The organism is Lelliottia jeotgali, from assembly GCF_977070485.1.
In genome coordinates this window covers 60,474-73,268 of the sequence record NZ_CDRVFO010000011.1, presented here as the reverse complement: position 1 = coordinate 73,268, position 12,795 = coordinate 60,474, and the positions used below count along the sequence as shown (strand labels likewise).

General features: G+C 62.5%; 13 protein-coding genes. 10 read left to right on the top strand and 3 right to left on the bottom strand.

Going from position 1 to position 12,795, the window contains the following annotated elements; all coding sequences use genetic code 11:
* Window positions 1-102: 102 nt before the first annotated feature.
* The 5 genes from ACW4TB_RS17440 to ACW4TB_RS17420 are packed head-to-tail and all read left to right on the top strand — an operon-like array spanning window position 103 to window position 5,342.
* Window positions 103-852, top strand: coding sequence for a hypothetical protein (locus ACW4TB_RS17440; RefSeq protein WP_279931807.1), 750 nt, complete (start codon window positions 103-105; stop codon window positions 850-852).
* Complete coding sequence (locus ACW4TB_RS17435; RefSeq protein WP_279931806.1) at window positions 849-1,514, top strand: ABC transporter ATP-binding protein; 666 nt, start codon at window positions 849-851, stop codon at window positions 1,512-1,514. The genes ACW4TB_RS17440 and ACW4TB_RS17435 overlap by 4 nt, the downstream gene beginning before the upstream one ends.
* Complete coding sequence (locus ACW4TB_RS17430) at window positions 1,507-2,676, top strand: ABC transporter permease (protein ID WP_455828439.1); 1,170 nt, start codon at window positions 1,507-1,509, stop codon at window positions 2,674-2,676. The genes ACW4TB_RS17435 and ACW4TB_RS17430 overlap by 8 nt, the downstream gene beginning before the upstream one ends.
* The gene (locus ACW4TB_RS17425; RefSeq protein WP_012312822.1) at window positions 2,669-4,132 is read left to right on the top strand and encodes a TolC family protein; all 1,464 of its coding nucleotides are present in this window, start codon (window positions 2,669-2,671) and stop codon (window positions 4,130-4,132) included. The genes ACW4TB_RS17430 and ACW4TB_RS17425 overlap by 8 nt, the downstream gene beginning before the upstream one ends.
* Window positions 4,125-5,342: an efflux RND transporter periplasmic adaptor subunit gene (locus ACW4TB_RS17420; RefSeq protein ID WP_279931804.1), complete on the top strand. Its 1,218-nt coding sequence runs from the start codon at window positions 4,125-4,127 to the stop codon at window positions 5,340-5,342. Before ACW4TB_RS17425 ends, ACW4TB_RS17420 begins: the two co-directional genes overlap by 8 nt.
* Window positions 5,343-5,410: 68 nt before the next feature.
* Here the strand turns inward: ACW4TB_RS17420 and yaaA are convergent, their stop codons facing one another.
* Window positions 5,411-6,190: a peroxide stress protein YaaA gene (gene yaaA, locus ACW4TB_RS17415; RefSeq protein ID WP_012312824.1), complete on the bottom strand. Its 780-nt coding sequence runs from the start codon at window positions 6,188-6,190 to the stop codon at window positions 5,411-5,413.
* Window positions 6,191-6,278: 88 nt separating this feature from the next.
* On the opposite strand from yaaA, the gene ACW4TB_RS17410 reads away from it, so the two are divergent.
* The 5 genes from ACW4TB_RS17410 (at window position 6,279) to moaE (ending at window position 10,390) form a co-directional block, all read left to right on the top strand.
* Window positions 6,279-7,454: a polysaccharide deacetylase family protein gene (locus ACW4TB_RS17410; RefSeq protein WP_455843030.1), complete on the top strand. Its 1,176-nt coding sequence runs from the start codon at window positions 6,279-6,281 to the stop codon at window positions 7,452-7,454.
* A 281-nt stretch (window positions 7,455-7,735) separates the two neighbouring features.
* Window positions 7,736-9,130 carry a PhoH family protein gene (locus tag ACW4TB_RS17405; protein WP_039602532.1) on the top strand — a complete coding sequence of 465 codons (1,395 nt, stop codon included), beginning with the start codon at window positions 7,736-7,738 and terminating at the stop codon, window positions 9,128-9,130.
* A 95-nt stretch (window positions 9,131-9,225) separates the two neighbouring features.
* Entirely contained in the window at window positions 9,226-9,696 is a 471-nt protein-coding gene (gene moaC / locus ACW4TB_RS17400; RefSeq protein ID WP_279931800.1) for a cyclic pyranopterin monophosphate synthase MoaC, read from the top strand.
* Window positions 9,696-9,941 carry a molybdopterin converting factor subunit 1 gene (gene moaD / locus ACW4TB_RS17395; protein ID WP_012312828.1) on the top strand — a complete coding sequence of 82 codons (246 nt, stop codon included), beginning with the start codon at window positions 9,696-9,698 and terminating at the stop codon, window positions 9,939-9,941. The genes moaC and moaD overlap by 1 nt, the downstream gene beginning before the upstream one ends.
* Window positions 9,938-10,390: a molybdopterin synthase catalytic subunit MoaE gene (gene moaE, locus ACW4TB_RS17390; protein ID WP_455843039.1), complete on the top strand. Its 453-nt coding sequence runs from the start codon at window positions 9,938-9,940 to the stop codon at window positions 10,388-10,390. The genes moaD and moaE overlap by 4 nt, the downstream gene beginning before the upstream one ends.
* A 196-nt stretch (window positions 10,391-10,586) precedes the next feature.
* On the opposite strand, the gene rhlB is transcribed toward moaE, so the two are convergent.
* Both rhlB and ACW4TB_RS17380 read right to left on the bottom strand, forming a co-directional pair.
* Window positions 10,587-12,038, bottom strand: a complete 1,452-nt coding sequence (rhlB, locus tag ACW4TB_RS17385; RefSeq protein ID WP_279931794.1) for an ATP-dependent RNA helicase RhlB — start codon at window positions 12,036-12,038, stop codon at window positions 10,587-10,589.
* 100 nt (window positions 12,039-12,138) lie between these two features.
* The gene (locus tag ACW4TB_RS17380; RefSeq protein WP_012312831.1) at window positions 12,139-12,795 is read right to left on the bottom strand and encodes an alpha/beta hydrolase; all 657 of its coding nucleotides are present in this window, start codon (window positions 12,793-12,795) and stop codon (window positions 12,139-12,141) included.

Below are 12,795 nucleotides of genomic sequence, written 5' to 3'. Positions count from 1 at the left end.
CTTCGCTGTTTTAGCGGATCATGTGCGTGCTCGCGTGCAAAGCGCTATTTTCGCGAATAGGAGACCATGATGGAAGGAATAAAAAATAACGGGAGCACCTCCATGCCTGAGGTGGCTGCTTCATCGCGAACCGGTGCTGAAGTGTCAGCATCTACAAAAAAACAGGGCGCAGATGTTGAGCAGCCAACTCAAAATACCCAGCTTTCAACGCTCGCCCAGCACCTCAATAATGCTGCGCAGCGCGCCAATGAGCGCGATAACCGGCTTTCCCGGGATGAGCTCGCAGCGTTGGCTTCTCGCATCCTGGACAGGCTGTCAGGCGGCAGCTATACGATTAGCAAAATTGTTTATGACAGTTATCTACCAACCACAGATGATCCCGAGTTACTTGCGCGTGCTCGGCAGGCAACCGCCTTTGCGAATGGCAGAGGCGAGAACCCATTTGCGCAACTCCCACGTGATCAATTGAGTTTGATAGCCTACGACGAGGGTACGGATTTTACCGTAAATGAACGTCGTGCGGCCTTCTTTGAATTAAGTTATAGAGAGGGTGTTTGGTCACAGTACATTACTCAAAAAATGGATAGTGAACGTCAGCGTACGGGCCACATAGATGAGGGCGTAGCTGAAATCATTGCGCATTACCGATCGCTTCCGCCCATTGAGGAGGCACAAATACTTGGTAATTATGAAACTGAGACTAGGTTGCAACTTCATGGGGGAGAGTGGCCTGAGTTCAATGCTTCTTTGATTGATATGATTGCAAAGGAATGGAAAGCGGCGAACGACGCTGATGTGAAACCATTCGCCTCCCGGAGTGACGCGCTGCCCGGCGGGGAGCTCAACGAATGAATCCGATCATTACTCTTCAGGGCGTCACGCGCCTATTAGGCAGTCAGCGGGTACTGCGCAACCTCTCACTCACTATCCCCCGCGGCCAGACCTGCGCCATCATCGGCCCTTCCGGCTCGGGCAAAAGTACCTTGCTCAACCTGATCGGCCTGCTCGACCAGCCTTGCCGTGGCCAGGTAGTGCTGGCTGGCCGGGACATGACCGCCGCCACCGCCGACCAGCGGGCAATCATGCGTAATCGCCTGCTGGGTTTCATCTTCCAGAGCTTCAACCTGCTGCCGCGCCTGACTGCGCTGGACAACGTCGCTTTGCCATTGAGTTACCGGGGCATCGGGCGGGTAGCGGCACGCCAGGCGGCGCAACAGCAACTGGAGGCGGTCGGGCTAGGTCAGCGGGCGCAGCATCTGCCTGCCGACTTGTCCGGTGGCCAGCGGCAACGGGTCGCCATCGCCCGGGCGCTGGTGACAGAGCCTGCGTTGCTGCTGGCCGATGAGCCGACCGGTAATCTCGATGGCGCCACGGCCGAGGGTATCGCAGCGCTGTTACTGGCGCTCAATCGTGAGCGGGGCGTGACCTTGCTGATGGTCACCCACGACCCTGCCATGGCGCGGCGCATGGACCGTTGCATCGAGGTGCGCAACGGTGGGGCCTTTGATGCCTGAGGCCTATGGCCCTTCGTGGCCACAGCGCTTGAGCGAGGCGTTGGCCAGCTTGCGTCAGGCGGGCCCCCGCGCCTGGCTGGCGCTGATCGGCATCGCTGTGGGATGCGCTGCGCTGGTGGCCTTGCTCAATATCGGCCACAGCGCCACGCAGCATGCTCGGCAGCTGTATCGAGGCATGGGCAGTGAACTGCTGGTCGCCAATCTGCAACGCCCCGCTGAAGTTGCAGCACCAGTGGCACTGGACCTGTCAGTACTGCCAGCGTCCATTCGTGCCGCTGCGCCATTGCTGGTTTCTGTGGCCACAGTGCAATTGGCAAGCAAGCGCCATGAGACCCTGGTCGGCGCAAGCACGCTGCAACTGGCGCAAGTGCTGGACCTGCAAGCCAGTCAGGGCCGCTTGTTGTCCGCCTACGACGATGACACCACTCACGTGTTGCTGGGGGCCACACTGGCCCGGCAACTGGGTGCGCGTGTGGGCGATCGTCTGCAGTCGGGCCGCTACCTGTTCGAGGTGATTGGCGTGCTTGCGCAGCGGGGTTACAACCCGATGCTGCCAATACAGGTCGACGATGTTCTGTTGATGCCCTTGCCGGGTATGCGCCGCCTGGGCGCTGCGCCCGAGGTGGGGACGGTGCTTGCACGCGGGCATGATGTCGCGGTGTTAACTGGCACGGCGCAGGCGCTGACTGACTACCTGGTTGCACGATTGCCAGGTTACGAGGTCGACGTGCAACTGCCACAGCAGCTGCTGGAAGGGATGGCCAACCAGTCACGGATGTTCACGGGGGTGCTCGCCGGGTTTGCCGGTATCGCATTGCTGTTGGGTGGGGTCGGGGTGATGAATGTGATGCTGATGAGCGTAGCGCAGCGCCGTCGCGAGATCGGCGTGCGCTTGGCGCTGGGCGCACGCACCCGCGATATTGCCTGGTTGTTCCTGCTCGAAGCGCTTTTGCTGGCGGGTGGCGGAGCGTTGCTCGGAACACTTGTGGGGCTAGCGGCTAGCTGGGGCTTTGCCTTGCTGTCAGGCTGGCGCTATGCGCTGGATGCGTCATCGATAGCGCTGGGCATGGGCAGCGCGATGGCGCTCGGCCTGTTCTTCGGCTTGCAACCGGCGCTGGCTGCGGCGCACCTGCAACCTGTATTGGCGTTACGCGATGACTAGATGGCTCGTTTTTCTGTGCTCGGCGCTGCTGGGCGTTGCCGTACTGGCTGCTGATCCGCTGCAGCCGCCTCGTGCGGACCAGGGCTTTGCGGTGTCGGCCACTGCCTGGGCGGCCAGCGGGGGTGCCGAGGTATCGCTGGAGCTGGCCGATGCCGTTGCCTTGGCCCTGCGCGACAACCGCGCCATCCGCAGTGCTTATCTTGAGCGCATCGCGCAGAAATTCGACCTGCGCGTGGCGCGTGATCACTATGCCCCGCAGCTGTCATTCAAGGCACGCTACCTTGGCAATCGCAACAGTGATGACCACTACCGCGAAGTCCAGCTCGCTCCGGCGGCGAGCCTGCTCACGCCCTACGGCACACGGCTGAGCCTGGACTGGGCGTACGGCCAGACACGCGCCGACAGGGCTGGCGTACATTACCGCGATGGCGCCAACCTGATGGTGATACAGCCGCTGCTGCGCGGTGCCGGGCGCGAGGTGGCCAGTGCACCGCTACGCCAGGCGCTACTGGCCGAGCAGCTCAACCGGCTGGTGCTCAAAGACCGCGTGGCTGAAGTGATCACGCGCACCATCCTGCAATATCGCGAACTGCTTCACGCCCAAGAGCAGTTGCACATTGCCCAGCAGGCACTGGCCCGGGCCCAGCAGTTGGTAGAGGTGAACCAGGCGCTGATCGCTGCCGGGCGCATGGCCGCATTCGACAAGGTTCAGGCCGAAGCCGAGGTGGCTGGGCAGGAGTTGGCGCTGGAAAGCAGCCGTAATCAGCTCCACGCAAGCCGGTTGGCGTTGGCCCAGGTGTTGGCAGTGGACCTAGCCACCCCTTTGCGAGCAGTGGAAAAGGCCCACGTCCAGCGCTTGCGGGTCGATACTGCGCAGGCACTGACCCAAGCCGAAGCGCTGCAGCCTGCGTATCTGATGCAAGTGATCACGGGTGAGCAGGCGTTGATTGAGCTGCAGGTGGCACGCAATGAGCAATGGTGGGACGTGTCGCTGGTCGGCGGGGCCAGCCAGACGCGCCAGCGCCCTGGCAACCAGGCCGGCTGGGAGCACTATGTAGGGCTGGAGCTGGAAATACCGCTTGGAGACCTGAGCCGGCGTCAGGCCGAGGTACGTGCCCGTGTGGCGGTCGAAAGGCAGCAGGTCAGCCTGGCCGAGGCGCGCCAGCAACTCCAGCGCGATGTGTTGACTGCAGTGCGCGATTCCCAGGTGCGTTGGCGCCAGCTGGAAATTGCCGCACGGGCGCTGGCGCTATCGCGGCGCAAACTGGAGATAGAGCAGGAAAAGCTCGCCGTCGGACGCTCGAGCAATTTCCAGGTGCTCAGCTTCGAAAGCGATTTGCGCCATGCACAGAGCGTCGAACTGGATGCCAGAATTGCCTACCTCAATGGCCAGGCTGAACTCGACCGGACACTGGGTACCACGCTGGAAAGCTGGGCTGTAGCGCTCAATGATTAGGTGGCGGTTGCTGTTGTGGCTGCTGGCGTGGTCGGCAGCGTTGCTCCTGTGGCAAGCCTGGCCTGCTAGCCAGGGACAGGTTGTAGAGGCGCGCTGGTTGTGGGTTGAGCCGCAGCGGCTGGAAAGCCGGGTGGGCCTGGTCGGCAGGGTACAGGCGGTCCGCCAGCAGATCCAGGCTGCGCCATTCGACGGGGTGGTCGCCGAAGTGGAGGTGGAGCCAGGGCAGCGGGTGGCTCCAGATCAGCCACTGTTCAGGCTCGATACCGCACAACTGGATGTACAGATACGCCAGGCTGAGGCCGAATGGCTCAAGGCGCGGGCAAGCTTACGCGTGCTACAGGGTTGGCAAACCGGGCCACAGGTGGCCCGTGCGCGCCGCGCGATGCTCGGTGCCCGGGCGGCTTTGGCAACCAGCCAGGCCGCGCTGGCAGACACCCGGCGCCTGTTCGAGCGGGGGATCGTCGCCCGCATCGAGGTCGACGGCCTGGCGCAGCAGGTAGTCGCTCAGCGCGAGGCCCTGCGAGATGCCGAACAGGAACTGAACCTGGTGCGCGAACGCGGGCAAGTCGATGAGCTGCGCATTGCCCAGATGGAGCTGGCTAATACCCACGCCCGCTGGCAGGCCAGGCTGGCGCAGCGTGAACGCAGGATAGTCAAGGCGCCTTTTGCGGCCTTGGTGGTGCGTGCCGACAACGCCGGTGGCGGTGCCTCACGGCACCTGCAACCGGGCCAGCAGGTGAGCCAGGGGGCGCCTTTGCTGACGCTGGTCGACCTGAGCCAGCTGCAGGTGCTTGCCGCAGTCCAGGAGCATGATCTGGACAGGCTGCGCGAAGGGCTGGAGGTCGAGGTCATCATCGCCGGTCAGCCACTTGCCGGCCAGGTGCAACGCGTTGCCCTTCAGGCCAGGAACGATGAAGGGCAGGGGGCCTGGTACGACGTGCGGGTGGCCTTGGAGATGCCGAGGGAGCCGTCGACACCGTTGTTGCGCCTTGGGATGACGGCGCAGTTGACAGTGATCGCGCACAGAACGGAACAGGGCATTGCGGTACCGGCAGAGGCGCTGCAGCTGGATGAGGCGGGGCAGGCTTACGTGGTTTACCGGGTTACGGGCGATCGACAGGGGCGCAAGGTACCGGTCACGGCAGGTGTCGCGGTAGCGCAGGGGGTCGAGGTGCTGGGGCTATCGGCGGGTTATGTGCAAATTCCGTAAAGGGCCGCTGTGCGGCCCGGTAGGTTGTCACAGATCCAGGGATCAGGGCTTGGCGGTGGTGCAGGCACTCACTCGGCCGGATGATCGCGCAAGAACACCAGGTGATCGGGCTTGGACTGTTCGGCGCTGTAGTAGTAGCCCTGTACATCGAACTGCTTGAGCTGCTGCGGGTCATTGACCCGTTCCTGGATCACGAAGCGGCTCATCATGCCGCGGGCTTTCTTGGCGTAGAAACTGATGATCTTGTACTGACCGTTCTTCAGGTCCTTGAAGTCGACGTTGATTACCCGGCCTTTCAGGGCGCTGCGTTTCACCGCGCTGAAATACTCGTTGCTGGCCAGGTTCAACAGCAGGTCATCGCCCTGCTCGGTCAGTGCCTGGTTCAGCCATTGGCTGATACGCGTGCCCCAGAAGGCGTACAGGTCCTTGCCACGAGCATTCGCCAGCTTGGTACCCATTTCCAGGCGGTAAGGCTGCATCAGGTCGAGCGGGCGCAGCAGGCCGTACAGGCCGGAAAGCATGCGCAGGTGCTGCTGGGCGTAGGTGAAGTCGTCTTCGCTCAGGGTTTCGGCGTCCAGCCCGGTATACACGTCACCCTTGAAGGCCAGCAGGGCCTGCTTGGCGTTTGCCGGCGTGAAGTCTGGCGTCCAGCTGCCAAAGCGGGCGGCGTTGAGACCGGCGAGTTTGTCCGACAGGTGCATCAGCTCGCTGATCTGCGCCGGTGACAGCTCACGCAGTTGCACGATCAGTTCCTGTGAGTCGTCCAGGTACTGGGGCAGTGTAAAACGCTCGGTCACCGGTGGGGTGTCGTAATCGAGGGTCTTGGCGGGGGAAATCACCGTCAGCATCGGGTCGGCTCCTGAAATCGTTGCCGGGGATTCTACGGATTGAAGGGGGGAACGCCAAACTATGGCGACAATAGTCACAGACCATCGGATGAGCAGGCGCTATAGTGCGCGTTTCGCTGTGACGGAGAGACCGATCGTGCGCATTGCCGGTGCCTTGCTGGCCTCACTCCTGAGCCTGGCCGCCCAAGCCGCCCCTATCCCCCCCGCCAGCCTGGACCGCAGCCTGTGGCCCGAACAGTTGGACAGCCCAGCATTGTTCGATGTCGCCTCGCGCGCAGAGATCCTGTCGTTTGCCCAGGTGCTGCACGAAAGTGAGCTGCTCGACGATGGGGCGCTGGCCGCGCGCCTTGGGTTGCGGCAGATCAACCTGCAGAAAGTCCGGGCGCTGCGTGCGCGCATGTGGCAGCGTTTGTGGCAGGGCTACCAGCAGGCCCAGCGCAGCTGCGAGCAGGATGCCTCGTTCTGCTACGTGGTGGAGTCCATGGCCGATTTGCGCACAAGGGCTGCGACGTTCGCTACCGATGTCGGCACCTTCTATACCGGTTGGGTCGAACCAAGCCACCAGTTCCATGTGCGCTACCTGGATGAGCAGTTGCGCAAGGCGGCGCTGTTGCCGCAGATCACCAGCGAGGTCGAACGCCTGTCCGATCGTGAGCGCAGCGGCGATGAGCTGAACGACCGCATGTTCCTGCTGACCTTCGTGGGTGGCCCCGGCCCCCAGGGCAGCACGACCGACATGCTGACCGCTTACCTGCGCAAACAGAAGATGCAGGGCACCTTCTTTGTATTGGGCAACCGCTTGCAGCAGCGCCGTGACGCTGGAGCGGCCAATGCGCTGGCGCAGCTCTATGATGGCCAGTGCGTGGGGCTTCAGGGGTGGGAGTATCGCTCGCATGCCCAGTGGAATGGCTGGCAGGATTCGCTCAGGCGCAGCCAAGCGCGGGTCCAGGCCGACCTGCCTGAGCAGTATGTGCCGTTGTTCCGCCCCCCCTATGGTCAGCGCCGCGCCGATGGCGAGGCATTCATGGCCAGCCAGCAGTTGCGGGTGTCGCTGTGGGATATCGATGCACAGGATGACGGCCCGTTGACAGCCCAAGCTTCGGCCCAGCGGGTGGTGACCTTGATGCTGCTGTGGCGCAAGGGCGTGATCCAGTTCCATGACAGCCTGCCCAAAGCGCAGCCGGCGGTGCAATGGTTGCTGGAACATACCGCGCAAAGCGGCATTGGCTGGGAGGATTGCCGTGAATACGGCTATCAGGAATAACGGGTCTGACTTCTGACTGTAGTCCCGTCTGGGTCCATCGCCAAGTCCTGTTCGTCAATCGGAAAAATAAACTTCACCAACACGTAAAAATGCTTTTTTTAGTCATGCTTTTTGCGGTATGAAGAAACCAGACAGCCGATTCCTGCAGCACAGGTGGCGTCATCCGAGCCCACCTTGCCAGGTTCACTTCCCGCCCGTAGCAACGCGGATACGGGGAGAACGGCAGTCACTCTGCGGCGCAGCAGACCGCGCCGTGTGGCTTCGACATAAGGTGACCGAGTATGGATGACCAAGGACGCAACCCTTCCTCCAGCAAGCCAATCCTCTATGTGCTCGATACCAACGTCCTGATTCACGACCCCAACGCACTTCTCAACTTCGAGGAGCACCACGTCGCCCTTCCGATGACGGTGCTGGAGGAACTCGACAAGCTCAAGACCGGTAAACAGACCATCGCCGCCGAATGTCGCCAGGCCATCCGCCTGATCGACCAGACCCTCGGTGACGCATCGCCTAGCGATGTCGAGCAGGGCGTACCCATACAGCGCGGCAAGAGCGGGCCCAAGGGCTTCCTTTCGATCCTGATGAGCCCGCGCAACGAACCCAACCGGCTGCTGCCGGAGAACCTCAACGACAACATCATCATCAACCAGTTGCTGGAACTTCGGGCCAAACGTGCCGACCTGGACGTGGTGCTGGTAACCAAAGACATCAACATGCGCCTGAAGGCGCGGGCCTGCGGTATCGCGGCCGAAGATTACAGCACTGACCAACTGGTCGATGACGTGTCGCTGCTTTCCAAGGGCTACCACTCGGTTACCGGTTCGTTCTGGGACCGTGTCAGCAAGGTCGATACCCGTCAGGAGCGGGGCCGAACCTGGCATCGCGTGCAATTGATCGACAACCTGCCAGCAGTTCATGTCAACGAGTTCATCATCGATGAGCAAGGGTTCGTCGGCTGGATCAAGGGCATCCGCGAAGATGAACTGCTGCTGCTCGATCTGCACCAGGAGCCACTGTTGCACCAGGAGGCCTGGGGCCTCAAACCGCGGGATATCCATCAAAGCCTGGCGCTGTTCGCGTTGCTCGACCCGGATATCCACCTGGTCAACCTGACCGGCGCCGCCGGCTCTGGCAAAACCATCCTGGCGTTGGCGGCGGCCATCGAGCAGACCATGGTCAGCAAGCGTTACCGCCGTATCATCGCCACTCGCAGCGTGCAGGGGCTGGACCAGGAAATCGGTTTCCTGCCGGGGACTGAAGCCGAGAAAATGGAGCCTTGGCTGGGTGCGATCACCGATAACCTCGAAGCGTTGCACATGGATGACGAGAGCACCCACGGCAGTGTCGAGTACATCCTCGAGCGGGTCCCGCTACAGTTCAAATCGCTGAACTACATCCGGGGCCGCAGCTTCCAGCAGAGCCTGATCCTGATCGACGAGTGCCAGAACCTGACGCCGCACCAGATGAAAACCATCATCACCCGTGCCGGCTCCGGTTCCAAGGTGGTCTGCCTGGGCAACCTGGCGCAGATCGACACCCCCTACCTGTCCGCGACCAGTTCGGGCCTGACCTACCTGACCGAACGCTTCAAGGACTTCCCCCATGGCGTGCACATCACCCTGCAAGGTGTGCCGCGCTCGGTGCTGGCCGAGTACGCCGAGTCGCATCTGTAACCTCTCGAACCGGGCGGTGCGCCGCCCGTTTTTTTCCACTGCTCAAACCTGACCCACAGGTTTACACTCTGTGTTCCCTTCACAGGAGCAGAGCAGTGCTGACACATCTTGATTCCCAGGGGCGGGCCAACATGGTCGACGTCACTGAAAAGGCCGTGACCGAGCGCGAAGCCACCGCTGAGGCGCGCGTGCGGATGTTGCCGCAGACCTTGCAGATGATCGTCGAGGGTGAGCACCCCAAGGGCGATGTGTTCGCCGTGGCGCGTATCGCCGGCATTCAGGCGGCGAAGAAGACCAGCGACCTGATCCCGCTGTGCCATCCGCTGATGCTCACCAGCGTCAAGGTCGAGCTGAGTGCCGAGGGCGCGGATGCGGTGCGCATCGTCGCGCGTTGCAAGCTGGCCGGACAGACCGGCGTGGAGATGGAAGCTTTGACCGCTGCCAGCGTCGCGGCGCTGACGATCTATGACATGTGCAAGGCCGTGGACAAGGGTATGGTCATCGAGCAGGTGCGCCTGCTGGAAAAGCTCGGTGGCAAGAGTGGCCACTACAAGGTGGATGCGTGATGAACGTGAAAGTGATGTATTTCGCCCGTTACCGCGAGTTGCTCGGTGTGGATGCCGAGCGCCTGGAAGGTGACTTCAAGGTGCTCGACGATGTGCGCCAGGCCCTGGTGGCCAAGGGTGGGCAGTACCAGGTGCTGGCCGAGCAGAACCTGATGTGCGCGCGCAACGAAGAGCTGTGCAGGCTCGATGAGCCGCTGGAAGCGGGCGATGAGGTGGCGTTCTTCCCACCGGTGACCGGAGGCTGAGCATGGCAGTGCGAGTGCAGGATGGCGCGTTCGACCCCGGGTTCGAGGTCAATGCCATGCATGCCGCCAATGTCGGCGTGGGCGCGGTGGTCGGGTTCGTTGGTTACGTGCGCGATTTCAATGATGGCCGGGACGTAGCCGGGATGTTCCTGGAGCATTACCCTGGCATGACCGAGAAGGCTTTGGCGAAGATCGTGGTCGAGGCCGAGCAGCGCTGGCCGTTGCTGAAGGTTGAAGTGCTGCATCGCATTGGTGCGCTGGAGCCGGGGGAACCGATCGTGTTCGTCGGTGTGGCCAGTGCCCATCGGCAGGCGGCTTTCGATGCCTGCAATTTCATCATGGACTACCTGAAGACCCGTGCGCCGTTCTGGAAGAAGGAGAATACCCAGGAGGGCCCGCGCTGGGTCGAAGGCAGGCAGAGTGATCAGGATGCGGCGGGGCGCTGGTAAGGTCTGATCGATTGGCCGGGGCTTTGCCCCGGATCGCCGGCAAGCCGGCTCCCACTGGGTTTGCGCTGAGCTTGAGAGCAGCGGGGTACCTGTGGGAGCCGGCTTGCCGGCGATAGGGCCGGTAAATCCGATGCAAGACTCAGTGCAGCTCGCGTCGCGACCAACTGCGGCGCGTGGGCTGCAAAGCAGCCCCGCATCAATGGTGTTTGCGCGGCACCGGCGTGAGCAGCTCATCCGGTGGCATCTCGCACTTGATCTTGCGCCCCAGCAACTCTTCGATCGCCGGCAACTGGTAGGAGTCATCCTCGCCGGCAAAGCTGATCGACACGCCACTGGTGCCGGCACGGCCCGTACGACCGATGCGGTGCACGTAGTCATCCGGGTCTTCCGGCAGGGTGAAGTTGATCACATGGCTGATGCCGTCGATGTGAATGCCTCGCCCCGCCACGTCGGTGGCAACCAGCACGGTAATCCGGCCTTCGCGGAAGCTTTCCAGGGTACGTATGCGCTTGTGCTGCGGCACATCGCCCGACAGCTGGGCGGCATTGATACCGTCGCGTACCAGTTTTTCCTCGATACGCCGCACTTCGTCCTTGCGGTTGGCGAACACCATCACCCGTTCCCACTTGTTCTGGGTGACCAGGTTGTACAGCAGCTTGTACTTGTCGCTGCCCGCCACTGCGAACACATGCTGTTCGACGGTTTCGCTGGCGACATTCTCCGGCTCGATCTCGACGATCGCAGGGTCGGTAGTCCACTGCTTGGCCAGGTTCATCACATCGTCGGTGAAGGTGGCAGAGAACAGCAGGGTCTGGCGCTCGCTCTTGGGCGGGGTCTGGCGGATGATCTGCCGCACCTGCGGGATGAAGCCCATGTCGAGCATACGGTCGGCTTCGTCCAGCACCATCACCTCGACCATGTCCAGGTGCACATCGCCGCGCTGGTTGAAGTCCAGCAGGCGGCCTGGGGTAGCCACCAGGATGTCGCAATGGCGTGCTTCGAGCGTCTTGAGCTGCTTGTCGAAGTCCATGCCGCCGACGAAGGTCATGACGTTCAGGCCGGTGTATTTGGTCAGCGCGGCGGCGTCCTTGGCGATCTGGACCACCAGCTCGCGGGTTGGCGCGATGATCAGTGCACGGGGCTCGCCCATGTAGCGCTCTTTGGGCGGCGGCGTCTGCTGCAGCTGGGAAATGATCGAGATGAGGAACGCGGCGGTCTTGCCGGTGCCGGTCTGGGCGCGCCCGATGGCGTCCTTGCCACGCAGGGTGTAACCCAATACCTGAGCCTGAATCGGCGTGCAGTAAGGGAACCCCAGGTCATGGATGGCGTGCATCAGCTCGTTGGAGAGCTTGAAATCGTGGAAGCGGGTCTTGCCTTCTTGCGGCTCGACCACGAAATCTTCCGGCTTCCACAGGCTGGCCTGGGGTTTGGGCTTGCGTTCGCGGCGCGGTTTGTCCTTGGCCGGTTGCTCGGCTACGGGCGCGGCGCCAGGCATCGGGGCCTTGGCGGCGGGTTTGGTGCGCGGCGTGGAGGGCTGCGGCTCGGGCTGAGCCACGGGTGCCGCAGCCGGCGTGATGCTGGCAGCAGGAGCGGCGGCCTGAGGTGCCGCGTCTCCCTTGCCGAATATTTTCTTGAGTGCCTTGAGCACGATCGTCTCATCAACTGATTAAGGAATGTACGCCGGGCAGTGTAATGCAAGATCTGGGCGCGGCGTAGCGGAATGCGCCCACAACTACAAGAGAGCCTGCCTATTGCAGTTGCTTGCTCAGCCAGTCGTGGATATCGCTCAGCTCTGCCACCACCACCTCGTGCTCCATTGGGTATTCCTGCCACCGCGCGGCCACGCCCCAGGTGTTCAGGTACTCGAAGGCGGTGCGGCCCATGGCTGGGATCACCACTGGGTCGTGCACCCCGTGCAGGCACAGGGCCGGGGTGCGTTGCTGACAGGCGCTCAGCTGATGGTTGTCGTTGAAGGTCGGTGCGTAGGTGGACAGTGCGATCACACCGCCCAGTGCTTCTTGCCACTTTATATAGGCGGTGTGCAGCACCACGGCACCGCCCTGGGAGAAGCCGGCCAGGATGATCCGCGTCAGGTCGATGCCTTGGGCCCGCTGGGCCTCGATCAGGGCAATGATCTGGTCAGCCGATTCCTCCAGCTGCGCTTCGTCGATGGCGCGGGCCGGGGTCATGGCCTTGATGTCGTACCAACTGGGCATGGCATAGCCGCCGTTGATGGTGACGGGCCGTGTCGGCGCCTGCGGCATGACGAACCGCGTGCTCAGCAGACGCTCCTGCATGAATTCGGCAACCGGTAGGAAGTCGTAACGGTCGGCGCCCAGGCCGTGCAACCAGATCACACAGGCGTCTGCGGTTTTCTGGGGTTCGAGAATCAACGGGTGGGTCAT

What these genes read in the sequence shown, in the direction of transcription:
- ACW4TB_RS17405 (WP_039602532.1), top strand. Translation starts at nt 7,736, where the DNA reads ATGGATGACCAAGGACGCAACCCTTCCTCCAGCAAGCCAATCCTCTAT.
- moaD (WP_012312828.1), top strand. Translation starts at nt 9,696, where the DNA reads ATGAACGTGAAAGTGATGTATTTCGCCCGTTACCGCGAGTTGCTCGGT.
- ACW4TB_RS17425 (WP_012312822.1), top strand. Translation starts at nt 2,669, where the DNA reads ATGACTAGATGGCTCGTTTTTCTGTGCTCGGCGCTGCTGGGCGTTGCC.
- ACW4TB_RS17435 (WP_279931806.1), top strand. Translation starts at nt 849, where the DNA reads ATGAATCCGATCATTACTCTTCAGGGCGTCACGCGCCTATTAGGCAGT.
- ACW4TB_RS17380 (WP_012312831.1), bottom strand. Translation starts at nt 12,795, where the DNA reads ATGACCCACCCGTTGATTCTCGAACCCCAGAAAACCGCAGACGCCTGT.
- ACW4TB_RS17440 (WP_279931807.1), top strand. Translation starts at nt 103, where the DNA reads ATGCCTGAGGTGGCTGCTTCATCGCGAACCGGTGCTGAAGTGTCAGCA.
- ACW4TB_RS17410 (WP_455843030.1), top strand. Translation starts at nt 6,279, where the DNA reads ATGAGCAGGCGCTATAGTGCGCGTTTCGCTGTGACGGAGAGACCGATC.
- yaaA (WP_012312824.1), bottom strand. Translation starts at nt 6,190, where the DNA reads ATGCTGACGGTGATTTCCCCCGCCAAGACCCTCGATTACGACACCCCA.
- ACW4TB_RS17420 (WP_279931804.1), top strand. Translation starts at nt 4,125, where the DNA reads ATGATTAGGTGGCGGTTGCTGTTGTGGCTGCTGGCGTGGTCGGCAGCG.
- ACW4TB_RS17430 (WP_455828439.1), top strand. Translation starts at nt 1,507, where the DNA reads ATGCCTGAGGCCTATGGCCCTTCGTGGCCACAGCGCTTGAGCGAGGCG.